The 24,100-nt window shown below is 66.4% G+C and carries 20 protein-coding genes and 4 pseudogenes; 11 read left to right on the top strand and 13 right to left on the bottom strand.

The genetic code is table 11. The features are described 5' to 3' along the window. Window positions 1–27 precede the first annotated feature (27 nt). Window positions 28–873, bottom strand: coding sequence for a 3-hydroxybutyryl-CoA dehydrogenase (locus tag ACQPZ2_RS28415; RefSeq protein WP_433521260.1), 846 nt, complete (start codon window positions 871–873; stop codon window positions 28–30). Between the two features lie 603 nt (window positions 874–1,476). Here ACQPZ2_RS28415 and ACQPZ2_RS28410 point away from each other — a divergent pair. The 7 genes and pseudogenes from ACQPZ2_RS28410 (at window position 1,477) to ACQPZ2_RS28380 (ending at window position 9,128) form a co-directional block, all read left to right on the top strand. Next, window positions 1,477–2,802: an MFS transporter gene (locus tag ACQPZ2_RS28410; protein WP_433521259.1), complete on the top strand. Its 1,326-nt coding sequence runs from the start codon at window positions 1,477–1,479 to the stop codon at window positions 2,800–2,802. Between the two features lie 849 nt (window positions 2,803–3,651). Further along, a complete protein-coding gene (locus ACQPZ2_RS28405; protein ID WP_433521258.1) occupies window positions 3,652–4,149 on the top strand; it encodes a MarR family winged helix-turn-helix transcriptional regulator in 498 nt (165 codons plus the stop codon). A gap of 37 nt (window positions 4,150–4,186) precedes the next feature. Further along, window positions 4,187–5,698: pseudogene (locus ACQPZ2_RS28400) on the top strand (MDR family MFS transporter); the annotation flags it as partial. 48 nt (window positions 5,699–5,746) lie between these two features. Then, window positions 5,747–6,730 (top strand): MSCRAMM family protein, encoded by a 984-nt coding sequence (locus ACQPZ2_RS28395; protein ID WP_433527542.1) that lies wholly within the window; start codon window positions 5,747–5,749, stop codon window positions 6,728–6,730. After that, the gene (locus tag ACQPZ2_RS28390; RefSeq protein WP_433521257.1) at window positions 6,730–7,551 is read left to right on the top strand and encodes a YceI family protein; all 822 of its coding nucleotides are present in this window, start codon (window positions 6,730–6,732) and stop codon (window positions 7,549–7,551) included. The genes ACQPZ2_RS28395 and ACQPZ2_RS28390 overlap by 1 nt, the downstream gene beginning before the upstream one ends. A gap of 576 nt (window positions 7,552–8,127) precedes the next feature. Then, window positions 8,128–8,337: a zinc transporter Slc39a7 gene (locus ACQPZ2_RS28385; protein ID WP_433521256.1), complete on the top strand. Its 210-nt coding sequence runs from the start codon at window positions 8,128–8,130 to the stop codon at window positions 8,335–8,337. A 50-nt stretch (window positions 8,338–8,387) separates the two neighbouring features. Then, window positions 8,388–9,128 (top strand): class I SAM-dependent methyltransferase, encoded by a 741-nt coding sequence (locus ACQPZ2_RS28380; RefSeq protein ID WP_433521255.1) that lies wholly within the window; start codon window positions 8,388–8,390, stop codon window positions 9,126–9,128. A gap of 38 nt (window positions 9,129–9,166) precedes the next feature. Here ACQPZ2_RS28380 and ACQPZ2_RS28375 read toward each other — a convergent pair whose 3' ends face one another. From ACQPZ2_RS28375 to ACQPZ2_RS28350, 6 genes and pseudogenes are all read right to left on the bottom strand, one after another. Continuing rightward, complete coding sequence (locus ACQPZ2_RS28375) at window positions 9,167–9,343, bottom strand: hypothetical protein (protein WP_433521254.1); 177 nt, start codon at window positions 9,341–9,343, stop codon at window positions 9,167–9,169. Window positions 9,344–9,524: 181 nt separating this feature from the next. Then, window positions 9,525–10,448 (bottom strand): esterase/lipase family protein, encoded by a 924-nt coding sequence (locus tag ACQPZ2_RS28370; protein WP_433521253.1) that lies wholly within the window; start codon window positions 10,446–10,448, stop codon window positions 9,525–9,527. A gap of 198 nt (window positions 10,449–10,646) precedes the next feature. Further along, complete coding sequence (locus ACQPZ2_RS28365; protein ID WP_433521252.1) at window positions 10,647–12,371, bottom strand: enoyl-CoA hydratase-related protein; 1,725 nt, start codon at window positions 12,369–12,371, stop codon at window positions 10,647–10,649. A gap of 129 nt (window positions 12,372–12,500) precedes the next feature. Next, window positions 12,501–12,734 (bottom strand): annotated as a pseudogene (locus ACQPZ2_RS28360) (GTP cyclohydrolase I); the annotation flags it as partial. 49 nt (window positions 12,735–12,783) lie between these two features. Then, on the bottom strand, window positions 12,784–13,209 hold the full coding sequence (locus ACQPZ2_RS28355; protein WP_433521251.1) for a hypothetical protein: 426 nt from the start codon (window positions 13,207–13,209) through the stop codon (window positions 12,784–12,786). A gap of 27 nt (window positions 13,210–13,236) precedes the next feature. Further along, window positions 13,237–13,749: a DUF2231 domain-containing protein gene (locus ACQPZ2_RS28350; RefSeq protein ID WP_433521250.1), complete on the bottom strand. Its 513-nt coding sequence runs from the start codon at window positions 13,747–13,749 to the stop codon at window positions 13,237–13,239. Window positions 13,750–13,869: 120 nt separating this feature from the next. On the opposite strand from ACQPZ2_RS28350, the gene ACQPZ2_RS28345 reads away from it, so the two are divergent. After that, window positions 13,870–14,589, top strand: a complete 720-nt coding sequence (locus ACQPZ2_RS28345; RefSeq protein WP_433521249.1) for a helix-turn-helix transcriptional regulator — start codon at window positions 13,870–13,872, stop codon at window positions 14,587–14,589. Between the two features lie 330 nt (window positions 14,590–14,919). On the opposite strand, the gene ACQPZ2_RS28340 is transcribed toward ACQPZ2_RS28345, so the two are convergent. Beyond that, the gene (locus tag ACQPZ2_RS28340; RefSeq protein ID WP_063038195.1) at window positions 14,920–15,186 is read right to left on the bottom strand and encodes a hypothetical protein; all 267 of its coding nucleotides are present in this window, start codon (window positions 15,184–15,186) and stop codon (window positions 14,920–14,922) included. Between ACQPZ2_RS28340 and ACQPZ2_RS28335 the strand changes: the two genes are divergently transcribed. Further along, window positions 15,187–15,378 carry an Rv1535 domain-containing protein gene (locus ACQPZ2_RS28335; protein ID WP_433521248.1) on the top strand — a complete coding sequence of 64 codons (192 nt, stop codon included), beginning with the start codon at window positions 15,187–15,189 and terminating at the stop codon, window positions 15,376–15,378. A gap of 98 nt (window positions 15,379–15,476) precedes the next feature. Here ACQPZ2_RS28335 and ACQPZ2_RS28330 read toward each other — a convergent pair. The 5 genes and pseudogenes from ACQPZ2_RS28330 to ACQPZ2_RS28310 all read right to left on the bottom strand — a co-directional run. Beyond that, a pseudogene (locus tag ACQPZ2_RS28330) lies at window positions 15,477–17,702 on the bottom strand (cation-translocating P-type ATPase); the annotation flags it as partial. Window positions 17,703–19,678: 1,976 nt separating this feature from the next. Next, window positions 19,679–20,107, bottom strand: coding sequence for a hypothetical protein (locus ACQPZ2_RS28325; protein ID WP_433521247.1), 429 nt, complete (start codon window positions 20,105–20,107; stop codon window positions 19,679–19,681). 386 nt (window positions 20,108–20,493) lie between these two features. Then, window positions 20,494–20,769, bottom strand: coding sequence for a hypothetical protein (locus ACQPZ2_RS28320; protein ID WP_433521246.1), 276 nt, complete (start codon window positions 20,767–20,769; stop codon window positions 20,494–20,496). A gap of 180 nt (window positions 20,770–20,949) precedes the next feature. Then, window positions 20,950–21,105, bottom strand: a pseudogene (locus ACQPZ2_RS28315) (hemerythrin domain-containing protein); the annotation flags it as partial. Window positions 21,106–21,428: 323 nt separating this feature from the next. Beyond that, window positions 21,429–21,893: an aminoacyl-tRNA deacylase gene (locus ACQPZ2_RS28310; RefSeq protein WP_433521245.1), complete on the bottom strand. Its 465-nt coding sequence runs from the start codon at window positions 21,891–21,893 to the stop codon at window positions 21,429–21,431. A gap of 256 nt (window positions 21,894–22,149) precedes the next feature. Here ACQPZ2_RS28310 and ACQPZ2_RS28305 point away from each other — a divergent pair, with 256 nt between their 5' ends. Together ACQPZ2_RS28305 and ACQPZ2_RS28300 are read left to right on the top strand one after the other, a co-directional pair. Continuing rightward, entirely contained in the window at window positions 22,150–23,610 is a 1,461-nt protein-coding gene (locus tag ACQPZ2_RS28305) for a cytochrome P450 (RefSeq protein WP_433521244.1), read from the top strand. A gap of 8 nt (window positions 23,611–23,618) precedes the next feature. Further along, window positions 23,619–24,044, top strand: a complete 426-nt coding sequence (locus ACQPZ2_RS28300) for a hypothetical protein (RefSeq protein ID WP_433521243.1) — start codon at window positions 23,619–23,621, stop codon at window positions 24,042–24,044. Window positions 24,045–24,100 lie beyond the last annotated feature (56 nt).

The raw sequence follows: 24,100 nt of genomic DNA, 5'->3' as shown, positions 1-24,100 counted from the left end.
GTCGCGGGCGGCCGGTTCCATGACCGATCAGTAGGTGTAGAAACCGCGGCCGGTTTTGCGGCCCAGGTATCCGGCGTCGACCATGCGGCGCAGCAGCACTGGGGGTGCGTACTGGGGTTCGCCGAACTCGGCGTGGAGGGACTCGGCGACGGCGAGGGTGACATCCAGGCCGACGGTGTCGGTCAGGCGCAGCGGACCCATCGGGTGGGCGCAGCCGCTGACCATGCCTTCGTCGATGTCCTCGGCGCTGGCGAATCCGGTCTCGAACATGCGGATCGCGTTGCACAGGTAGGGGATCAGCAGGGCGTTGACGATGAAGCCTGCCTGGTCCTTGGATTCGATGGTGCGCTTGCCCAGCACGTCGCGGGCGTAGGCGCTCACCTTGTCGACGACTGCGCGCTCGGTCTTGAGCGTTACGACGATCTCGACCAGCGGCAGTACCGGGACCGGGTTGAAGAAGTGCACACCCACCACCCGGCCCGGGTTGGCGGTGGCGTTGGCCAGCCGGATGACCGGGATCGAGGAGGTATTGGTGGCAAGGATGGTCTCGGGGGAGACGATGGCATCGAGCTTGGTGAAGAAGTCGGCCTTGAGCGATTCGATCTCCGGCGCGGCCTCGATGACCAGCTCGCGGTCGGCGAAATCGTCGATCGAGGTGGTGAGCGTGATGTGGGCGCGGGCCGCGTCGGCGGCGGCCTGTTCGAGGCGGCCCGACTTCACCGCGCGGGCCAGGGACTTCTCGATACGCCCGGCGGCCGCTCCGGCCGCCTCGGTGTCGCGTTCGAGAATCAGGACCGATCCGCCCGCGCGGGCGGCTACCTCGGCGATACCGGCACCCATGGTGCCGCCGCCGATTACGCCGATGCGTTCCACTTTCGTTTTCTCCTCAGTACTCGGTTTACTCGCAGACATCCTGCTAGACCGCGCGCACCCACCCTCGGGCGGGCGGGCACTGTGAGGTCTGATCAGCTGAAGTGAGTTCCCTTGGGCGAGCGAGGGCTTCGGTCGGTGACATCGCCTCGAGGTGGTTGATGGTCGGATTGCGCGCTGAGTGCTGCGGGTGCGCGGGCAGTGACAACGACAGCTTCGGGGCGGATTTCGGCGTCGAGTTCGAACATGATCGACTTCATGTGCGCCTTTGCCTTCCAACGGCGCCGTCATGAGCTGACCCCTGTGACTCGATAGCACCCGCCCTATCTCGGAGACCTTCAGGCATGCCCGGTCGCTGATCAACCAGTCGGCAAGATCACCGAGTTCGCTGGGCCCAGCGCCTATTATTAATTAGATAGGCTAAGCAGTGTGGCGCGGCAGACCGGAAACCCGCAGGCCGTGTGATTACTACAAAAGTTCGTCGCCGGGCCGCCGCGCGCTGTCGTTTGCACCCGTGCCGCACCACATCTGCTCCCCAGGCCCATCTGTGGCAACCGAGCGTTGCTTCTCCACCGAACAAGGAGCTGAACAGCAGGAAAGGCAGTCTTGACCACGACCCGCCCCGACGACTACGAGAACACCACCGTCACCGATTCAGTCCGGTCCGATCTGCCGGATCTGTCATCTCGCACGGGTGGGATGTTCGCCTCCCTCACCGTCCCCAATTACCGCTATTATTTTGCTGGCCAAGTGGTTTCGAATACCGGTACCTGGATGCAGCGGATCGCCCAGGATTGGCTGGTGCTCGGTCTCACCGGCAGCTCGTTCGCCGTCGGCATCACCACTGCCATGCAGTTTCTGCCGATGCTGCTGTTCGGTCTCTACGGCGGCGTCATCGCCGACCGCTTCCCCAAGCGGGGCCTGCTGGTCATCACTCAAGCCATCATGGGGCTGCTCGCCGCGGTACTCGCCGTCCTGACGCTGACCGGCACGGTCGAGGTCTGGCACGTATACCTGCTGGCGCTGCTTCTCGGCATGGTGACCGTGGTCGACAACCCGACGCGGCAGTCGTTCGTCCCGGAAATCGTCGGCCGCCAGCGGCTGCGCAACGCCGTCAGCCTGAACTCCGCCAACTTCCAGGCCGCTCGGCTGGTCGGGCCGGCGGTCGCCGGAGCCGTGATCGCCGCGGTCGGATCCGGCTGGGCCTTCGTGATCAACGCCTGCTCCTTCGCGGCCGTCATCGGCGGCCTGCTGGCGATGCGACGAACAGAGTTGACGCCGGTGCCGCGCTTGCCGAGACGGAAAGGCCAGCTGCGCGAAGGCCTTCGCTACGTGCGCGCGCATCCGCAACTGCTCTGGCCGATCGTGATGGTGGGCTTCATCGGAACCTTCGGCTACAACTTCCCGACCGTGCTGTCGGGTTACGCATACCACGTCTTCGATGTCGACGCCGGAAAATACGGCCTGCTCAACACCGCACTGGCCGCGGGATCGCTCGTCGGCGCGCTCCTGGCGGGCCGCCGCGCCCGGGTGCGGATGCGGATGCTGGTCGCCACCGCGATCGGCTTCGGAGTGCTGGAGGCGGTCACCGCATTCGCCCCGGGCTTCTGGCTTTTCACGGCCATGCTCACGGTGGTCGGTCTGCTCGGCCTCACCTTCAACACTTCGGGCAACTCGATGGTGCAGCTCGAGACCGACCCGGCTATGCGGGGCCGGGTGATGTCGCTGTACATGATGGTGTTCACCGGAGGCACCCCGATCGGCGGCCCGATCGTGGGCTGGCTCACCGAACGGTACGGCCCCCGGTTCGGATTTTTCGCCTGTGGGGCGGTATCCGCAGCAGCGGCGGCACTGGTCGGTCTCGTTCTCGCCCGATCCGCGGGCCTACGGGTGCGGATCTCCGGTGGGCGGCTGTCGCTCGTTGCCCGCTAGGAAGCCGCTTCGCGGCCATTCCGCACAGCACGGCGTCGCCCCCACGGCGTAAACCGAAGCGTCACATCATGACTGCGCGATGCCCGTCCACGATTATGTCGACCGCCGACGCGATCAGCTCCGGCGGTATCGCCCGGCCCAGATGCGTGGCGTGCAATATTGAGACCCATCCAGAAAACTAGAACCTCGGCCGTCGGCGAGAAGGTCGGCCACCTCTCGCTCCCGCGCGGTCAGCTCCGCAGGTGCGCGCGGCTTGGGCGCATTAGCCGCGAGCCGTTCTCCTAAGGCGAATCCGGTCGCAGCGTCTAGATCCAGCGCTGCACCGTCGCGGCATGCGGCGTCGAAAGTTCGCAGGCCGAGCCTGCGACGAGCCATTGCCCGGCGGTCCTCGTGGTGGACTGCCAGGTTTGCGAACAGTATTGCGGAGGTCCTCGTCGACTGAGACAGTGCTGCCGCGGCACCCGGCAACACCGCGCACCACCCTGGCTTCCGACAATCCAAGACCAGCGTTTCCGTGGCTATCGCCCCGATGAGCGGGTCTTTCTGCTGTCTTGTCGAATGCGGCAACTGCGGCACCAGGTGCAGGGCGCGGTCGCGATCTGCTGACCTCAGGCGTCAAATCTGGTCGCCCACAAGGCGTATGGCCGCTCGATGGAGTTCGCTGGGGGAGTCGATGATCGCGAGGGCCTTCTCGTGAGATGGGGGAGCGGTTGCGGTGTCTTCCTTCGTGCGGTCAGTCCGGGCGTGTCGCCTTGCCGGCTGAGGCGCCGCTCCTAGCTAATTGCTTAGCGCAAGTAAACTGTGTATAGTTGCGTAGCACAAGCAACTAATCTCGTGTGGGGAGTGGGCATGGCAGTGTCGCCCGATACGGCTCAGAGCCTGATAAAGGAGCTCTACTTCATGGGCCGGGCGATCCGCGCCGCCCTCTCGCACCCCGAAGAAGGGCACCTGCTGCCAGGGGGAGTGGGCGTGCTGGGTTCCCTCGAGGCCAAGGGGGCGTGCCGCCAGGTGGATCTGGCCGTGGACTTGTGCATCACCCCATCGACGCTGAGCAGGCATGTCGCCGAGCTGGTGAGCTCCGGCGACATTGCCCGCCATGCCGATCCCAGCGACGGCCGGGCCACTCTCATCCAAATCACCGACCAGGGACGCGATCTGCTGCGGCGGGTCCGAGTGTCGCGGGCACGGGGGTTGCAGGCTGCTCTGGCCGATTGGAGCGAGGACGAGGCCGAGCAGGCCGCCAATGTTGTTCAGAAGCTCAGAAATTCACTGGCCGCGATTGCGCACCACACCGTGATGGGCGAGCGCGAGCCGGTTTCGACGGAGAGTCAGGAAGTGGATGTCTAATTCAGTCGATGCGCAGACGCGCCGCGATCCGGACGCGATGACCCATCGTCAAATCCTGGAAGCCTTGACCGGCTTGCTGGCCGCGTTGTTCACGGCGTTGCTCAGCACCACGATCGTCTCGACCGCGCTGCCGACGATCATCGGTGATCTGCAGGGATCGCAGACCGCATACGCCTGGGTCATCACCACGGCGCTGCTGGCCAACGCCGCATCCACCCCGATCTGGGGCAAGTTCGCCGATCTGTTCAATAAGAAGCTGCTGGTCCAATCGGCCATCGTCATCTTCGTCGCCGGGTCGATCATCGCCGGACTCGCCCACAACGTGCCGGTGCTGTTGGTCGCGCGCGTTATCCAGGGCATCGGCATGGGCGGGTTGACCGCCCTGGTCGTGGCGATCATCGGTTCGATCGTCGCGCCTCGCGAACGCGGTCGGTACTCGGGCTATATGGGTGCGGTGATGGCGGTGTCGATGTCGGGTGGGCCGATCCTCGGTGGCGTCATCGTCGACAGCCCGCTCGGCTGGCGTTGGTGCTTCTTCGTGTGTGTGCCCATCGCGGTGATCGCGCTGGCGCTGCTGCAGCGGACGCTGCGGCTGCCCACCGAGCGCAAGGCGGATGTGTCGATCGACTGGCTCGGTGCGGGCCTGCTGACCGCCGGTGTTTCGGTGCTGCTGATCTGGGTGTCGTTCGCCGGGAAGGCGAACTACTACGCCTGGATCTCTACGGAGTCGGCGCTCTACGTCGGTGCGGGTGTGCTGCTGCTGATCGCGACCGTGTGGGTCGAGTCCCGCGCGAAGTCGCCGATCATCCCGCTGCCCATCGTCACCGAACGCACCACGGGTCTGGCGATCATCGCCTCGATCGCGGTCGGTGTCGGCATGTTCGGTGCGACTACTTTCCTCGGTCAGTACTTCCAGACCGCGCGCGGCTACTCGCCGACCGTTGCGGGTGTGCTGACCATCCCGCTGGTGGCGGGCATGCTGACCGCTTCGGTCGGCTCCGGCCAGCTGATCACCCGGTTCGGCAAGTGGAAGAGCTTCGTCGTCAGCGGCGGTGCGCTGCTGGTGGTCGGTTTCGGGTTGCTGTCCACGATCGACCACGCGACCAACCTGTGGCTGGTCGGGGTCTACATCGCCGTTGTCGGGCTCGGTGTCGGCATGATGATGCAGAACCTGGTGCTGGCCGTGCAGAACACCGTGAGCGTGCACAATATCGGCGCGGCATCGAGCAGCGTCGCCTTCTTCCGCACCTTCGGCGGCGCGATCGGCGTCTCGGTCCTGGGCTCGGTGCTGGCTACCCGAGTGAGTGAGCTGTCGGCGGAGGGGTTCGCCAGGCTCGGGGTGAAGACTGGGTCCTCCGGCGGCAGCAACCTGAATCTCGATGCCTTGCCAGCACCGATAGCCACGATTGTGCGCGTTTCCTACGGTGATGCGACCGGGCGGATCTTCCTCATCGCCGCGGCTGCGACGGCCGTCGCCCTCATCGCGACCATCCTGCTTCCGAACCGTCCGCTGCGCCGCACGATCGATATCGATCCGACCCTCGACCCGACCACGAAAAAGTCTGCGTCGCAAGACGATCCAACCATCGCGGACGACATGGCGGCACTGGATGCCGAACTGGCCGCATTCGCGGAGTCGAGCTGGAACGAAACCCACCCCTGGGAAGACGCCGAGCGGGTGTTGTCCGAGCCCGAACCGGTGTCGGCCGCGTCGGTCACGGGGCATGCGCCGGTAGAACAGAACGGTCGTGTGTACCGGGTCGTTGCGTCGTCACAGACCGGTCTGTCGACCGACGGGTCCGGGTCGGACTTGGCCGGTGGGGCGTTGGGCGGTCGTGTCCATCGCGAGGACGGTCGTCCGGTGCCGGGTGCGGTATTGACGTTGATCGATCACGGTGGCCGTCAGGTCGCGCGGGCGAGTAGTGCCGCTGATGGTGGCTATGCGATCACCGCACCGGAGACCGGTGGCTACGTGTTGATTGTGTCGGCGATCGGGCACCAGCCGACCGCGGTCAATGTGTCGGTCGGTCAGCGATCCCAGCGCCTGGATGTGACCCTGGTGGGTTCGGGTGAGTTGTCGGGTGTGGTCCGTTCCGTCGGCAACGGTGTGCCGCTGGCGGGTGCGACCATCACGTTGACCGATCTGCGTGGTGAGGTGGTCGGAGCGGCTGTCACGGGCGGCGACGGCAGCTACGTGTGTCACGGTGTGGTGTCAGGTGTCTATACCTTGGTCGCGGTCGCCGAGCATATGCGTCCCAGTGCCACCACGTTGACGGTGCCGGACAGCGGTGTGCTGCGTCATGACATCGAGCTGGCCGCGATGGCGGTGCTCGCCGGATCCGCGCGGGCCGACGGCGGCCGGGCGGTGCCCGATGTGCTGGTCAGTGTGCTCGACGCGGCGGGAGAGGTAACCGCGACGACACGCACCGACGAGAACGGCCGCTATGTTGTGACCGATCTGCTCGAAGGCCAGTACACCGTGGTTGCGCGTGGCTATCCGCCGGTGACCGGGCAGGTCACTGTCTCCGGTGGCGAGATCGCCTACGACGTGCGGCTCGGCTACGAGCCCGAGGATCGCTGATGAGTGGGTTGACCGGTCGTGTGTGCACCGCACAGGGATGGCCGGTACCGGATGCGATCTTGACGGTGACCGATATGCGGGGGCGCCAGATCACCCGTGCGGTCGTCGACGCGACCGGGGCGGTGAGCACCGAGCTGTTGCCGGCGGGTGTTCATACCGCGGTGCTCACCGCTGTCGGGTTCGAACCGGTGGCGCGGACCGTACCGATCTCTCCGGCGGGGACGGGTGTGCTCGGCGAGGTGGTGTTGGTGCCGGTCGCGGGGGCCATGGCGGCACCGCCGCCGGGACCGTGGACGATCGATCCGGTGCATTCGACGGTGATCGCAACCGCACGTCATCTGGGTATTGCGAGTATCAAGGCCCGATTCGCGGAGATCAGTGGGCGCCTCGATATCGCCGAGCCGTTCGAGCGGTCCACCGGGCACGCGGAGATCAAGGCCGCGAGCATCGATACCGGTACCTCGATGCGCGACAATCACCTGCGTTCCCCGGATTTCTTGGATGTCGACACCTATCCGCTGATAACTTTCACCGGCAGCGGGTTGCGTCGCACCGGTGGTGACACCTGGGTGATGCCGGGCGAGCTGACCCTGCACGGGCAGCGTCGCCCGGTCGATCTCGACGTGACCTACGGTGGGTTCGGAGCCGATCCGTGGGGTGGCGTGCGTGCCGCATTCCACGCCGAAACACTCTTGCACCGCAACGATTTCGCAATCGACTACAACGCCGTCGTGCGCGCGGGAGTGGCCGCCATCGGCACCACCGTCAAACTCGACCTCGACATCGAAGTCGTACAAGGCGACCAGTTACCCGCAATGTAAGTAACCACCTGCCTCCGAAATCGATAATTCGGCATTGCGATACGCGAGGGTGGAGACAGCTCTCAAATTCAAGTGGAGGCTGTTTGGATTCGCTGGAGCATGGCATAGGTTTGTCGATAATATGGCAATGTTTGTATTCTATTGAGCTGTAACAATTTTCGATACTTTGCAATGCGGCGCTATCGACGAGGTCCCGTCCGTCCAACTCGGCGCAGCCCTCGCCGAAGCCCGCCGCCACAGCCAGTTCGCGCTACCCGACATCGCCGGCCTCACCTCGCACGGCGTATGCCCCGACTGTCAGCGAACTCGTCACTGAGTACATGTGCTACCGCCGGGCCGCGCCCTTCCTCCGTGCTTGACGGGCGGAGCCATCGTCTGGCCCACGAAGACGCCGACACTCCCGACCTGGCGGTAGCTGGGTGATAGCACAAGCGTATCGAGCGAAGTAGGCTGTGCCGCGATCATCGCCGCCGCGAGCCACCACCGAGGACGGCCGTTCGACGCTGGATTCGGCTGGGCTGCTCGATGGCGTCGCGACCGTGCAGTGTTGGCCGAGGTTCGACCGAGGAGACGACGTTGACAGAGGTGTCAGATCAGCACGCCCACGACCATCCACACGACCACGAGCACAGCCACGGCGAGTTGACGCACTCGCATTCGCACACCACCCACATCCACGACCACGTCAGTCACACCCATACCCACACCCACGCCGACGGGACCGTGCACTCGCACTGGCACACACACCAGTCGGATCTGCTCGACGAGCACTCCCACTCTCACTAGGCGAACAGACGCTCCGCGCATGACAGTCCCTAACACTATTCGGAGGCGTGATGAATTGGGAGCAGTGGCAGCGCAGTTGGGACCGGCAGCAGGAGTTCTACATGCCCGACCGCGAGGAGCGGTTCCGGGTGATGCTGGACCTGGTGGAAGCGGCCGCCGGTCGAGCGCCTCGCGTACTCGATCTGGCATGCGGTACCGCCACCATCAGTCTGCGATTGTTCGCTCGGCTGCCTGATGCGACATCGGTCGGTATCGATCGGGACCCGGCGCTGCTCAGAATCGCCGAGAGATCGTTCGAGGGTGATACGCGCGCCAGCTTCGTCACAGCTGATCTCGACACTCCCGACTGGATCGCGGCCCTTCTCGACGAACCATTCGACGCGGTCCTCACCGCGACCGCGACGCACTGGATGACGGCGACACCACTGGCCCGTCTCTACGGCGACATCGTTAAACTGCTGCGCCCCGGCGGGATCTTCCTCAACGCCGATCACATGCCCGAACCTGCCAATCCACTGCTCAATGCCCTCGACGAGACGGTGCAGAAAGCCCACCGAAAACAGGCGGGAAAGGCCGGCGCCCTGGACTGGGACCGCTGGTGGGCGGCCGCGGCCGCTGATCCGCAGCTCGCCGAGGACGTCGCGGCCAGCCGTGAAATCCTGAGTAGACACGACATCGGACAGGAGCACCCTGCCGACTGGCATCTGACCCGGCTACGCGAAGCCGGATTCCTCGAAGCCGGTGTCGTTTGGCGATCGGTCACCGACGCCGTGATCGCCGCCATCCGCTGAGCGCCGCCACACGAGACCTTTGCGCTGATGAGTGGCAGCTACACCAACCGGCTGCGGGAACCACGAGAAACCTTGGGGAACAACGGTTGCCGGGGCGCGGTTTCGCCGTCGATGGTCTCGGTGCTACCCATCATCATGCGCACGTCCTGGACGTGGAGGTGGTCGAAGCTGATGTAGTCGACGTCGGCATTGCGTAACCTCAGGCGCGGCAGCACTGTGTCGGGGTCGCTGTAGTACTTGACGAGAAGCTTCTGGGGCGCCGAAGCGCTGAGAGAACTGCCCCAGCGTGCCGTCGAACGGCGCCTCTGCGGGACCGGCCGCGACCGTGGGGCTTCCAGACCAGGGTCGCGAGCTGGCCGCCGAATCCCTCCGAATTGGATGACGAACATCCGTCGGTTAGAACTGCGGCCCGCTCCCACACTCCACCGGCACCGGTTGCCCGGGATCGAGCGCGTTCAGGATCATCGAGTCCACGCTCGGGTCGTACGCCAGGCCGCTGTGCCCGACCGGGTCGTCCGGGCACTGGTCTTGGACGACGATGTCGGTGACGCCAGGCTCGTCTATGGCCGCGGTGGAGGGCGGGGACACCATCGAGTCGTGTGTCGAGACGATGGTGGTGTAGCGGATGCCGGTCCGGGCGATCGGGCCGTCGTGCAGCCGGGCCATCGCGGTCGAGCCGGGTGAGACGTCCTCGCAGATCCCGCAGATGCCTGCGACCAGTCCGCGTAGTCCGAGCCGTGTCGCGTCGGCGACCAGTCCTCCGGTGATTCCGTGCGTGGGTGGTGCCAGGCCGACGACTGCGCCGATCTTCTCAGTGGCTGCGGGGTCGGTCTTGGCGAGGTAGAGCGAGACGAATGCGCCGCCGGAATGCCCGACGAGGTCGACCTCGGCGGCGCCGGTTCCGGCACGCACCTTGTCGATGAAGGCCGATACCTGCGGCACGGACGCCGACACCCTGGCGATGCCGCCGTCGAAGGCGTTGGTCCCGCCGTAATTCAGGGAGTACACGCAGTAGCCGCTGTTCGCTAGTTTCGGCCCGATGTGGGCGAACCCGTTGTATTGATTGGCGGGGAAGCCGTGCACGAGCACTACCGGCTGCGGATGGGCTGCCGATGGTGTGCACGGCACGTTCACCCCGGGCGGTGATTGCGCGGGGTCCTGCCCGGAGGCCACGAACCAGGCTTCGCGGGCGATCATCTCCGCGAAGGTCGCCTCCGGTTGCGGACCGTCGGCTGCGGCACTGCTGGGCGCAACTGCGTTCGGTCCCAAGGCAATCAAGGTAGCGGCCAGGATGGGGCCGACGTATCCGTGTGTTCCCATATCGAGCTCCCAGGAACGACCGAACTTTTCTTCAAGTCTAGTCCTATAAAATCCCCGGACGCTGGTTCGGGGACCCGCGACCATCGCCGTCAGCACCCGTCCCCGCCTATCGCGGACCACGGTGAAACACCAGCATCGCGCCACCGCCACCGTTGGACCGCCGGGCGGTGGATCAACGATGGCAGTGGCGAAGGGAGTTCATGAGGTCATGCCGAGCGCGCCTTGCCCTGTCGAGGGTCGCGGAGAGGCTTTCTGCATGAATGCCCGCCTCTTCGCAGCGAAGCCGAGCGAGTCGTCGAACAGGTTTGCCGCCATCTCCGCCAGTTCCCGACACTCGTAGACCTCCAGTGGTCGGTGTCCGAGATCGCGGGCAAGGTGTTCGTGCTTGCGGCGGATGGTCTTCTCCCAGAGTTCCGGCAGCGCGTATTCGTGGGCTAGCTCGTTCAGCCAGAGGTCGAACTCGATATCGGGGCCAACGTGGTCGACCAGACCGATATCCAGCGCCTGTGTTGTGTCAACGGGCTCGCATTCGGTGAGCAGGCGGTGTGCTGTGGCCGCTCCCACACGTCGTGGCAACGTGAGTGAGTGCAGTTCGGAACCACGCAATCCCATTGTGGCGTAATGCACGTCGAGGACGGCACGACCGATCGCGACCACGACGTCGCCGGCTTGCGTCATCACCGCACCGCCCGCACCGCAGGATCCGGTGATTGCGACGAGGGTCAGCTTGGGGCACAGCAGAAGTTCCTTGCACACTTCGTTGAGGGCGACGATGTTTCGCCAAGCCGCATTGGCGGGGTCATCGGCGCACTCGATGGCGCCGAGGTGCATTCCGTTGCCGAACGTCTTCCCGGTCTCACCGCGCACCACCAGTACGCGACTGTCGCGCAGCGACACGGCGCGGATCGCGCGCGCTAGCCGTCGACACAGATCGGTGGACATTGCGCCGTTGTAAGTGCGGAAGGTGAGCTCACCGACCTGTTCGCCGATCGATCGGTAGGCGATGTCTTCGAATACTTCTGGTGTGGCTGACGCCGGAGCCTGTCCCGCAATGGGCGAAAGTGAGCGGGCCGGGACCCCGGCTCGGTCCAGGACCGAGACAGCGGGTGCTTTACACGACCAGCGGTCGCCGAGGTCGACTCGCAGGTGTCCTATCCAGATACTCTTGCCGTCGCCGCACGCGATTTCCAGCGCGTGATGCCGTCGTCCGACCACCGTTCCCGCTGATGCGAGGACGCCTCCGCGGCCTGGATGGGCATCGTAGAGATATACCGAGCGGTCAGCGATGTGTGAACGCACTCCGGGAGATCCATCGGCGGCGAGGATGCGTCGCCGAATCAGCTCGGAATCGTCTCGCCAATCGAACGCCCGGTCGGACTGACGCATCCTCGGCCGGGTTCGTGCGTGCGTGATCGGGCGATGCGCGTCAGCTTGGTCGATGGGCCGGTACGTGGGGTCGGCGGCTTTGTCGGCGACCTCCACGATGCATTGAACAGCGGCATCCGAGATGATCGAGCCATAGATGTCGGACTTTCTCTGGCCTTGTGGGAGCGCGACAGTTCGGGTGGCCCAGAGTGGCCCAGCGTCCATGACATCGGTGGCTGTCACCGCGATCACGCCCCACATGGGTTCCTGGTCGGTGATGGCCCAGTCCAGGCTGCTGGGGCCTCGGTCGCCGACCGGTCCCGGATGGATGACGACCACGTTCGGCCACCAGCGGCGAGTTACCCACTCGGGGATGCGTGCGGTCAGGTACGGGCAGATGATGAGGTCGAAGTCGGTTCTCGCGACGACTTTTCCGATGTCGTCGCTGTCAGCGACCGTCGCCGTGCGCACCGTGTTCCCGCTGCGTTGCAGGACGAGCCGCGCACGACGGCACAGCCCGTTGTCCGCGCTGCACAGCAGAAGAATCCGCAGTCCCATCCCAGCTCCTGTGATAAGAAAGCGCACCAATTGTGTTGCGGTAGCCTGCCGCGCTGTGGCCCGGGCCGGATAGTTCGGTTAGTGCGGGAAGTCTACGTGTTGACCGGACCATCGACTCGGTACACGGCGGAAGGGCAACAGGTGGTGTTCGCAGACCGCAGCGGGATGCGGCGGGCGAGTACCAGTTCGTCATAGCCTTGGTCGTTGGGGAAGGTGGTCAGATCGAACGGGCGTGGGGTGAACAGTTCGGCGTAGGCGTGGGCCATCCGACCGGGAGTGGCGTGCAGGTGTTCGTCGTCGAGGCCGACGCCGAGCGCGGGTCAGGAAGTTCCGGGCTGCGAGCTCGGCGGCGGCCAGATCGATGGTGTTGGCTCGGTCGTGGACGACTTGTGGCGCGGGTGGGACACGATGATCAGTTCCCGCCGACACCGAGGGCGGTCAGCAATACGAGGACCACGGTGGTGACGGCGAGGACGCCGTGGCCACCGACGACGGCCAACGGGAAGTGTTTCTCCGCCGGTTCGGGGTTTGTGGTAACTGCGGTTTGGGTGCGTGCTCGGTAGACGGGCAGCCAACGCAGCAGCATGACGAATCCGAGCAGTGCCACCGGGATCAGTAGTGCGAATGCGATCCAGGCAAGGGCGTCGTTGTCGAGGGCGAGGTAGACGATCCACACGACCAGCCCGGCGACGGCGAGCGCGAAATGTCCGAATAGCACCGGTACGGGCAAATGACTCGCACCTGGTTGGCGTGTACCGCCTTTGGCGATCCAGGTGCCGAGCAGGACGAACCCGCCCACGGCGGTGAGCAGCCAGAGGATCAATGCTGCGATACCCATGATGTCTCCTGACGGGTGATAAAAGGTTCAGCGTCGATAGCCGGTGGCCTGGGTCTTTTCGTCGGCGACCCGCACGCCGTAGTGGTAGGCGAGTTTGCCGCCGAGGTAGCCCGACACCGCCAGTGCGGCCAAGGCCAGGATCGACAGCGCTAAAGGCCCGGTGGGTACGACACCGCGCGGGCCGTCGCCGGAGCTGCGCCACCAGAAGTTGAGTGCGTAGGCGCTGGTGACGGCCAGGTTGAGGCTCATGTGCACCAGTCCAGTCCGGAATGCCGGGGTGCCGGTCGGGATGGCGAACAGGTCCAGGAAGCCGACCATGGCGGCGGCCAGCGCCCCGAGGACACCGATAGCGATCAGCCATTCCGCCGCGTGGGCAGGAAAGGCCGGGTCGTCGACGAACTGAGAGGCGATATCGAATACGAGGCTTGCCACCCAAGCACCGATCGGCACGGTAACGAGGATCGGGTGGAACGGATGTCCGTACGGCCCGGCCAGCGCGGCACTGACTGGCTGTTTGGCCTGCTGCATGTCACTGGTCACGACATCCTCCCAATAGTTACACCAAAGATTATTGGTGTTATTGCTTGGCTCGGTCAAGTCACCTCGCTGGGCGGGTACCCATCGCGTTTCAACAAACACAGTCGGCGTTATTGTGGTCGTGTGACCAGTGAATCGGCGATCGGCGCGGTGGCCGCGCTGGAGGACGAGCTGCGTCGCGGCATGTACTGGTTCATCCGCGCTGCTGGGCGGCCGGTCACCCGCGACGAAGCCGCCGAGGAAGTCGGAATCTCACGGAAGCTGGCCGCATTCCACCTCGATAAGCTTGTCGACGCCGGACTGCTGCAGGCTCGTTATGAACAGGTCGGCGGGATCCGGCGGGTCGGGCGGGCGCCGAAGGTGTACGAGCCCAGCGATACCGAAGTCCGGGTGAATATCCCCGAGCGCCGTCACGAGGTGCTGGCCGACATCCTGATCGGCGCGGTACTCACCGAGAGCACCGACGAGACCGCTCGCGCCGCGGCGCAACGGGTGGCAGCCGAGCGTGGTGCGGGCATCGGAGCGGCCATGCGTGAGCGCTTGCGGCCCGGGCGGCTCGGTGCCGAACGCGCCCTCACACTGCTCCACACGATGCTCGCCGAGCACGGATTCGAACCCGCCCGCGCCACGCCGGACTGTATCCGCCTGCGCAACTGCCCGTTCCATCCGTTGGCCGCCCACGCTCCCGAACTGGTGTGTGGACTCAACCACGCCTATCTCGTTGGCGTGCTCACCGGCCTGCAGGCCGACACGGTCACCGCGGAGCTGGCACCGAAAGCCGGTGAATGCTGCGTCCAACTCCGTCCCGCCACGTCGGACACGGCCCGGTCTACGACCGCATAACCTGGGGACGCGCCCTCGGGCACGCACGCCGTCTACGCATGGGCCGACGAGTGCAAGCCCAGCTCTCCGTGTTGGTCTGGGAATTCGGTTGGGGCGCAAGCCAGCTGCACGGTCGACCGGCCGAGCTCGCTGCCCCGATTCGCGGCCTGGGGCCGGACGCCGCCTTGCGCGCCCGTTCGAGCGGCTCTGCGCAGCGTGGCAGGTGCCGGAACGCCCGGCAACCGCGCGACTGCACCAGTGGAACGATTGAAATCCAGCATTCTGCTATTCGTCCAGCTATCGGTGCCGCAGCAGGGTCTGCGCGGTTAGGGATCTCGCTGATGTGCTGATCTACGCGTCTTCGAGGGCTTCGCCGATCTCGTGGGCGACGCGGTTGTGCTGATTCTGCACCAGCCAGTGACCGGTCGCGAGGACGACCGCCACGGGCCATTCGATGATCTCCGCGGCGGCCAGGGCGCCGAGGGCGCCGTAGTACGCCAACTGTTCGGGCCGGGGGATGCGGACACGGCCGAGGACCGGCAGATCCACCGCGAAACCTTGGGCGGCCAGCACCCGGTCGACGGCGTTTCGGTGGCCGGTTGACGATTTTTCGGCCATATGTTGCCTCCCGGTCATGGTGTGTTCGAGTATTCGACTCCTGGCATCCGCATGGTGTCCAGTGTGATGAGTAGTGGCGCGGGCGTTGGCTCTGATTCTTTGACGGGCGCATTGACGCACGTGCTGACCGTGCCGTTGCGCGAGGTGTACGCGGTGCTGTGGCGGCTCGGGGTCATCGAGATCCTCGACTGACGATCCCGCTGGCGACCGCCCGCGGCGAACAGTCGGGGAGCGATAGCGGCGACGGCGGTGGCGACGGCGGCGGTCGACAGGGCCTGCCACCAGCCGATCGGGCCCAGGGGTGTGCTGCCGAGTAGTTGGCTGATTCCTGGGGTGCTGATCAGGGCGGCGAGGACCAGCAGTGAGCCGGCCGCGGTGGCGACGACCAGCGGGCTGTGGGAGTCGATGAGCGTCTGTCCCAGCTGTGTGGCGACCAGTGCCACCAACGCGACCGTCGAGGCGCGCTGTCGGCGGCCGGTGAATTTCGCCCGCACCCACGCGACCATGGCGGCGCATGCGGTCGTCGCGCCCCGCACTGCTACCGTCCGCCACAATGCGGCTCGGTCGGGTCCGCGGCCGGTGTACCGCGATTCGGCGTTCGGCGGGCTGACCGCGAGTGCTGCGGCGGGCAGCGCGTCGGTGAGGATGTTGACCAGCAGCAGTTGGCGGGTGTTCAGCGGTGCCCGGCCGGTGAGGGCAGTGCCGGCGATTGCGAAAGCCACCTCGCCGGCGTTGCCGCCGAGTAGTACAGACACCGCCGACTGCACGCGCCGCCACAGTTGCCGGCCTTCGTCGAGGGCGTCCAGCAGTGCACGGATTCGCCCGTCGAGCAGCATGACGTCCGCCGCGGTGCGGGCGGGGTCGCTGCCGCGTGCGGCCACGCCGATGCCGACGGTTGCGGTGCGGATGGCCGCTGCGTCGTTGGAGCCGTCGCCGACCATGGCGCACACGTGACCGAGCCGCTGGATCGTCTCGACGATCTGTACCTTGTGCTCGGGTGACATCCGCGCGAAGACTCGCCGATTCTGCACCGCCTGCTGTTGTTCGTGCCGGGACAGCGCCTCCCATTCGGGCCCGCTGATCACCTGATCATCGTCGATGGGCATGCCCACTTCGGCGGCCATAGCGGTGGCCGTCACGGGGTGGTCACCGGTGATCAGTCGCACCCCGATGCCGCGGGCGGCTAGCTCGGCAAGCACCTCGGGCGAGTCCGCGCGCGGCGTGTCCGATATGCCGAGCAATCCGGCGAATCTCAGTTCGTCGCCGCATAATTCGGCTAAGGCGTCGGTGTCGTCACGAACCGATTGGGCCTGCGTCGGCGAAAGCTGCCGGGTGGCGACGGCGATCACCCGCAGCCCCTCGGCGGCCATCTCGCGCACCTGCTGCTGTGTTGCCTCGTCGACATCGACGCATGCGGCGAGCACCACCTCCGGTGCTCCTTTGATCGACAACTGTGTGTCGTGCACGGACACCGAGAACGCGCGATCGGACCGGAACGGCAGATGCGCCGCCGGCTCGCCGTGGTACAGGTGTCGCCCGGCGTCGACGACCGCGCGGTCGGTGGCGTGTTCGTGCGGCTCACCGTTGGCGAGTGGGGTGGCCCGCAGGGCGTGGATGAGTACATCGTCGGCGGATAAACCGGAAGCGGCACGCACCCTGGTCACTCGGAGTCGGTTCTCGCTGAGCGTCCCGGTCTTGTCGAAGCACACCACGTCGACACGGCCGAGGGCCTCTACCGAGCGCGGGCTGCGCACCAGTGCGCCCGCGTGGGTCAGTCGCCGCGCTGATGCCTGCTGCGCCAGCGTCGCGACCAGCGGCAACCCCTCCGGGACCGCGGCGACGCCGACGGCGACACCGCTGCTGACCGCCTGGCGCAGACTCGTGCGCCGCAATAGCCCGAGCGCGGTGACCAATCCGCCGCCGACGAGGCTGAACGGCCACGTCTTGTTCGTAAGATCTTTCAGTTGCGTCTGCAGGCCGACCGCGGGGCTGTCTTCGTGTCCGGCGGCGGCGGCGTGACGTGCTTGGGTCTGCTCGCCGATGTCGGTGACGATCGCGACCGCGGTGCCCGCGACCACCGTGGTGGTGGCGTAGAGCATGCAGGCTCGTTCGGCGACGGGCGCGGCCGGAGTGGCGTCGATCTGTTTGGGCACCGGCAGCGATTCCCCGGTCAACGACGACTCGTCGACTTCCACGTCGAGGGCGTGGGTAAGCCGGGCGTCGGCGGGCACGACTTCACCGGGCCGTACCTCGATGATGTCACCGGGGCGCAAGTCGGTGGCATCGACCATCGCGTAGCGATCGGCGTCGACGAGCTGGCGAGCTGGTGGGGCTTGGGCGGCGAGCAGTCGCCGCAGCAGCCGTTCGGCCCGGATCCGCTGGGTCGCGGCCAGGGTCGCGTTTCCGGCGAGCACCGACCCGACCAGGATCGCGTCGACGGGTGAGCCCAGCACCGCGCTGGCCGCGGATCCCACCGCCAGCACCGGGACCAACGGGTCGGCCAGTTCCGCGCGCATCGCCCCGGCGAAATCACCGAGCGCTCGGCGCACCGGCGCCACGATCCACTGCGCGGGATGGGCCGCGAGCGCCGACTCCGTTCGCTTGTCCGCTTGCGGTGCGAGCACCCGACGCACGTGTTCGACGGACATGGCGTGCCATTCGTGCACGCTCGCGGTTGGTGGCGGTGGGCTTGCAAGCGCTGCACGGGCAAGCCGGTATCCCGTCCAGGCGCCGGCGGCGGCGCCGACGTTGACCGGGCCCGTGCCGCGGCCCCGGACCCCGGGAATCATCAGCAAAGCGCCCAAAAGGGAAGCGCCGGCGGCGATTTCGACGCCGCGCTCGCTGGCTTGACGGGCGGCTGGCAGCGCGTGCAGGATCCGCCACACGTCCTGCAGGTTGTCGACGAGTACATCGGCGTGCCATGGCGGCGGTCCGCCCGCGGTGATACCGATTGCGACGTCGGCGTCGGCCAGTGCCTGTGCCGCGGCACTCGACACCACCGTCACTGTGCGGCCCTCCCGCTGCAACCGGTGTACCGCGTCGGTGAGCGCTTCATCGAGGGACCCGGGTACCGGATCGAGCTCGTCGAACGACGAGCGCAGGTCATCGAGCATGTCGACGTCGACCGAGACTGCCTCCGCACCGCCGCGGCGCGCTTCGCGCAGCACCGCCGACGCCAGCGGATGATGCGCGAACCGCGTGAGCACCGCACCGCCCCCGCCGTTGCCGGACAGTTGCCGTGGGACCGGGTGCCATCCGGGCTGCCATGCGCCGCGGTCCGATTGTTCCTGTGCCCACTGCCATGCCGCCGCCCGCTCGTGCTCGGGCACATCGCGGATGCGCGCGACGCGCAGTTCCTCGCCGCACAACACCCGAGGATCGACCACTACGGCATCGACGCGGTCCAGGCGTCGGAACATCCGGGGCCGCAACGGCAGCACACCGTGCCGGTCGGCCAGGCCGCGGGACAGTGTCGCCGCGAACGACTCCCGGCTGGTGCGGGCGGCTCTCGGCGCGACAACGGTGACGGTGCTGGCGGCGGCGTCGAGGTCGGCGGTGAGAATGCCGATCGCTGGTGCGGTGGCGGCTTGCGCTACCGCGCTGCGGTCTCCGTGGCGCTCGACCGGTCCCGGCGGCAGCGATGTCGGCCGGTCGCCGGCGCGGACACCGTCGACACATCTCGCATGCGCCGCCAGACGGGGTTCGCGGCATTGCCAGAGTGTGGCCGCGGCGCGGGTCTCGGCGGCTTTCGCGATATGGATGAACATCTCGACGCCCAGCGATGCCGGTTGCTGGGTGACGGTGTAAGCGGCGGCTGCGGCGAGCGCGATCGCGGAGTCAGCGGCGCCGGTGCCGAGGCGCTGTTCGACCGCGCGACGCAGCCGCGGCTGGTAATCGACGAGTGCGACAACAGCGTTGAGGCCTGCTGGCAGCCGCCGCCAACCGCCCACCCGGCCGGCCAACGCGACACCCAGACCCACGGCGTTCGCCGCCGCCGAAACCACGTTGCCGGCCAGCACGATGCCGTCGGCGGGCAGGTCGACCGGCCGGAGACCCGAATCGGACCGATGCGGCCGTTCGGCAGCCGCTACCACCGCGCACAGCTCGTCGACGACCGTCGGGTCGTCCACCTCGGCGATGACCCGCGACAGCGGATAGTTGAGCGCCGCCGAGGTCACGCCCCGATGCGAACGCACGGCGGCGAGCACCGCGGGACCCAGCTCGTCGCGCGGCTCGCCCAGGCCACGCACTTCGATCCAGCAGCGGCGCTGACCGCACCAACGTCGCCGGACCGGCGCACCACCGAGCAGTTCCGATGCGGCCTCGGTGACCGCCTCGACCACTCGGCGATCGAGCACCGTGCGCACCGGCGAGGTGACCAGCTCCACACCCGCGGCGGCAGCGCCCGCGGCCGAACGCACACCCGCGCCGACGACGCGCGAGGGCAGGGACGACGCGGTCCGTAGCAGTAGGCCCAGGTCCACGTCGACGACTAACGCTTACTCGGCGAACGTCGTGCCCGAGTCGTGCTCTTGGGCGCGGAGGCCGCCTTCGTCGCGGTGGCGGGCCGTTCGGTCGCCTTCGGCGTGCGGGTAGGGGTCTGTCCGGCGCGATCGCCGACGGCGGGTGCCGCCACTCGACCCGATCGCTGCCCGAGACGCTGGACTACCAGGGCAGCGCCGCCGATGCCCAGCAGCACCGGCCAGTCCACCAGACCCGTGGCGCCGATCGCCGCCAATGTCAAAACCGCCGCCGGTGCCGAGTGGCTACCGCTGCCCAAGCCGTGCTTCACACCGGCCGCCGCACCTCGGATACCGCCGACCACGCCCTCGACAGCAGCGCCGCCCACGGCCCCGGCCGCTGCCGTCGTTGCATCGGCCGTCCGCGTGATCACGTCCACCACGCCATCGGAAATGTTCATCACCACTCCGTCGCGTTCAGCTTATGGACACCAATGAGCAAATCGGGAGTTTACCCTCGTGCGGCGGGTATAGAGCGACTTCAGATCCGAATTCTTACCGTCTTCGCCCTTGACAATGGCGCTCACGTTACTGGACAGCAACCCGTCGACGTCGCGTATACCGCATCGAGCCGGGAAGTGAAGCTCGGCTATGGCTGGATCGCGACCAAGGTGAGATGGAGATCAGATTCGGATTGTGTCGGATCGACGATGCGGATTGCTTCGATCGGCAGAACTGCTGGCGCAGGTTCTCGTAGCAGTGAGTCCGGATACCCGATTCGAAGCCCCATCGCATACCGCAGCGCGAAGCGGCAGCCCCGGACAGACTGCGTCCGGCTCGTGTCGGTCTAGTCGTTGCGGAACAAGTCAGCCCTATGGTGCAGACGCTGAGAGAAGCTCTCGGTCCAAGCCGCCGTTTCACTGTCGTCGTCGTGCGATGCGCCGTGCCGCGGAAGATCACGAGGTACTCGCGACCGCGCCATGCGGGGCTGAAGCGCGACCAATCGTGCGCTGCGGGCCAGGTAGTCGGGGACGCTCATGCCCGCGCACTCGGCCGCATCACACAGCTGGGCCCACTCGGTGTCGTCCACGGTCACCGTTACGGTGACCTCCTTGGTCGCCATACCTGCCCACAGTAGACCCCGCCCTCAGCGTCCGGACTCAGCTCGAGCGCCTCGACCGCAGCCAGAGCGTCACACGGATGCCGGTCAACCGACTCCGCAGAGCGTGACTGTTTCGGAAAGTCGCCTGGCACAACGGGTTTCACAGCGCTGGGGCGGTGATCGTTTTTTGCGGGGTTTGCTGATGGCGTCTTTGGCGCGGTCCATCATGGCCGCGAATGGCCCGACGAGCAGATTCCCGCTCGCGGACTCGACGCCGGGGTGCGGACGTGTCGGCGCCATGGCTTCGGCGAATTTCACCGCGTTGCGCAGGCGCGCCAACTCGCCGGGTTCCAGCTGGGAACGTCGGTTCCGGCGGCGCGCTGACGGTCCGCAATAGAACAGGCCGTGCTACGCGCTGGCCATCAATCCGATGCTCGCGGTCCGTTCCACGGCGATGCGCTACCCGTCCTAGGCGAACCGGGTGTCATCGATCGTCCACAGTCAGCGCCGACAAGCGCACATGCCTTGCGTGACAGCGTCTTCCGAACCGGAACGCCATTTCACAGCGAGGTCGTCACGAACTTCTGCAGCCACGATGATCGGTCCGCCGCCGCTCCGCTATCGGCCGCATCGACCTCAGGTGCCATCCAGCGGCGACGAGAACACCTCGCAACGCAGTCCTACTTGGAGAAGTGTCCTTTTTCTGCGTGTTCCATCAAGCGCATGAACTGCTCGGTACGCATGTGGATGAGCGTCTCGTGGTCTCCGGCCTCGAAGTAGATGTCGGGCTGTGTGCTCAGGCTTTCGTCCATCAGTGTCTTCATGCCGTAAGCGGTGCATACGGGAGGGATGGCGCCGAGTTCGCAGTCTTTGAAGACCTGGCGGATGTCCGACTCGTCGGCGAATGACAGGCGCCGTCCGGTTTGGTCCCACAGTTTCGGCAACCGTAGGTGATGAGTGGACGGCAGCACGGCACCGATGTAGCCGTGTTCGTCTTCGAGCAGAATCGTCTTGGCGAGTCGGTCGCCCGGGATAGCCGCAATTTGGGCGGTCTCGGTGCTGCTGTGGCTGTGCGGATGCCGCACGAGTTCATACTCGACGCCCGCATCGCTCAGGCACGTGTGCACGGTCGGTGAGATGGGCATGGCGCAACCTCCACTGGCTGGTTGGTACCACCGCCGAACCCGGCGGCCCCAACTTTCAGCATAGGCGCAGGGGCGCCATGCGGCGATCGCTGCTGACTGGTCGCCATGTGCGGTAAACCGCCTCGTCGCGAGCGGGCTCTTCGGCTGTTCGAAGCATTGCTGTGGCTGCTGGCGGCCATACTCCGATCGCCTCGTCCGCAGCGCTGTCCCGCCGTGGGCAGTACAACAGCGGTGCGCCGGGGACGGGATCGACGAGGTGTTGTTCGACGATCCACCATTGGCGAATGCGTGCGGGCGATTCCCGACGCAAATGCAGCTCGTCGCCGACACCCGGCTGGAGAAACATCAACCGGTGCTGATCAGCCTCGTCGGCTGCCTCACCGACCCAGAGAGCGAAAGCGGAATCACCGACGACCGCAAGGCCGAGGACGCCACCGCTCCCACTCCCGAGCTCGAGGAGAACCCGGCCGTGCCGCAGAACCTCTCTCCAGCCCTTCCGGTCCCGATCGAAAACGTCGGTCCCGGCGATCGCTACGCACTCCACACCTCGGAGTTCGCGCGGGATCCGCACCAGGCCTACCGACATATGCGCAAGACCTACGGGTCGCTGGTACCGGTTTGGCTCGCGCCGGGTGTGGAAGCGACGCTGGTGATCGGCTACCAGCTCGCCGTGGACATCCTCGGTGATCACGAGCATTTCCCCGCGGACCCGCGCACCTGGGAACGCACCGTGCCTGCGAACTGCCCGATCTTGCCGATGGTGGGGTGGCGGCCCAACGCGCTGCGCAGCACCGGCGAAACCCACTCCTTCTACCGCGCGGCCAATCAGGCCGCCCTCGACGGCATCGACCAGCTGGGCCTGCGTGACCAGGTAATCCAGACCGCCGAACCGCTGATCAACACCTTCTGCGGCATCGGGACGGCCGACGTGATCAGCGACTACTTACTGCCGCTGGTCTTTTCGCTCGTGAACAAGATGCTGGGCTGTCCCGACGATATCGGCGAGCAGGTCCGAGTGGCGATGGCAGCGATGTTCGAATCCACCGACACCGCCCACGTCAACGAAATACTCGGCCGGGCACTGGGCCAACTCATCGCCATGAAGCGTGCCCAGCCTGGCAACGACATCACCACGAGGCTGCTCACCCATCGCCCTCCGCTGTCGGACGAGGAATTGGTCAACCAGGTGATCACCCTCTACGGCGCGGGCATCGAGCCGACGGTGAACCTGATCGCCAACACGTTGCTGATGATGCTGACCGACGACCGATTCGTGTGCGGTGCAGCGGGATTCGGTGCACCGACCATCGACGCGGTCAACGACATCTTGGTCTACGACCCCCCGATGGCCAACTACTGCTTGTCCTTCCCGCCGCAGCCGATCAACAAAGGCGGGGTGTGGCTGCCTGCGAACAAGCCGGTCGTGATCAGCATGGCCGCCTGCAACAACGACCCCGCAGTGAACAACGGCGAATTCCTCCACGCGGATTGGGGGCTGGCCTTCAGTACCGGCAAGCACGCCTGCCCGATATCCGCACGCATTGCGGTAATCCAAATCGCCTGTACTGCCATCGGTTACCTGTTCGACGCATTGCCCGAACTGACGCTCGCACGGTCCAAGGAGCAACTGGTCTGGCGGCCCGGGCCTTTCCATCGGGCTCTGGCCGAGCTTCCCGTCACTTTCCCCAAATCCCCGCCGCTGCCCATCCCCGCCTAGGAACGATCATGACCGCCATCTTCCGTCCGGTCCCGCATCCCGTACTCGACGCTCACGCTGTAGCGTTCTTCGCCCGCCAACTGGCCACCATCACGCTGACCGAGACACAGGCACTGGCCCTCTGCGACATCTTCGAAGGTCACCTCGCTTACGCCGATGCGTCGTGGCTGCTCGAACGCCCGATGGCGGACCAGATCCGGGCTCGGGCCGAGGAAGATCCCCACCACGGCGAGCGGTGGGGCGTGGACTTCGCCGCTCTCGCCGAACTCTGCGAATCCTGGCATCCAGCACAAGCTTTCGCGGTATTGAACGCAATCGAGCGGTACTGGATCAGCGCGGAAGACGACGCCGTGTGCACGGTAGGTCTGGTCCGCGGACCTGCGGCCGACGTTGCACCCATTCCAGCCCTACCGCAGGCACCCGGCACGGCCTGACACGAAAGACCGTGCTGCAGCGCAGAAGAATTCGTCTTGTCCGCGGAGCGGCACGG

This window comes from Nocardia pseudovaccinii (genome assembly GCF_050942345.1).
Classification (GTDB): domain Bacteria; phylum Actinomycetota; class Actinomycetes; order Mycobacteriales; family Mycobacteriaceae; genus Nocardia; species Nocardia pseudovaccinii.
Note: the sequence above shows the minus strand (reverse complement) of the source record. Positions and strands in the feature narration are given on the sequence as shown.

Excerpts from the sequence above, each read along its gene's own strand:
- ACQPZ2_RS28300 (WP_433521243.1), top strand. The coding sequence starts at position 23,619 with ATGACCGCCATCTTCCGTCCGGTCCCGCATCCCGTACTCGACGCTCAC.
- ACQPZ2_RS28355 (WP_433521251.1), bottom strand. The coding sequence starts at position 13,209 with ATGGGTATCGCAGCATTGATCCTCTGGCTGCTCACCGCCGTGGGCGGG.
- ACQPZ2_RS28320 (WP_433521246.1), bottom strand. The coding sequence starts at position 20,769 with ATGGCGACCAAGGAGGTCACCGTAACGGTGACCGTGGACGACACCGAG.
- ACQPZ2_RS28340 (WP_063038195.1), bottom strand. The coding sequence starts at position 15,186 with ATGGCCGAAAAATCGTCAACCGGCCACCGAAACGCCGTCGACCGGGTG.
- ACQPZ2_RS28325 (WP_433521247.1), bottom strand. The coding sequence starts at position 20,107 with ATGAACATTTCCGATGGCGTGGTGGACGTGATCACGCGGACGGCCGAT.
- ACQPZ2_RS28370 (WP_433521253.1), bottom strand. The coding sequence starts at position 10,448 with ATGGGAACACACGGATACGTCGGCCCCATCCTGGCCGCTACCTTGATT.
- ACQPZ2_RS28390 (WP_433521257.1), top strand. The coding sequence starts at position 6,730 with ATGAGTGGGTTGACCGGTCGTGTGTGCACCGCACAGGGATGGCCGGTA.
- ACQPZ2_RS28380 (WP_433521255.1), top strand. The coding sequence starts at position 8,388 with ATGAATTGGGAGCAGTGGCAGCGCAGTTGGGACCGGCAGCAGGAGTTC.
- ACQPZ2_RS28405 (WP_433521258.1), top strand. The coding sequence starts at position 3,652 with ATGGCAGTGTCGCCCGATACGGCTCAGAGCCTGATAAAGGAGCTCTAC.
- ACQPZ2_RS28310 (WP_433521245.1), bottom strand. The coding sequence starts at position 21,893 with ATGCCCATCTCACCGACCGTGCACACGTGCCTGAGCGATGCGGGCGTC.
- ACQPZ2_RS28335 (WP_433521248.1), top strand. The coding sequence starts at position 15,187 with ATGTTGCCTCCCGGTCATGGTGTGTTCGAGTATTCGACTCCTGGCATC.
- ACQPZ2_RS28365 (WP_433521252.1), bottom strand. The coding sequence starts at position 12,371 with ATGGGACTGCGGATTCTTCTGCTGTGCAGCGCGGACAACGGGCTGTGC.
- ACQPZ2_RS28395 (WP_433527542.1), top strand. The coding sequence starts at position 5,747 with ATGGCGGCACTGGATGCCGAACTGGCCGCATTCGCGGAGTCGAGCTGG.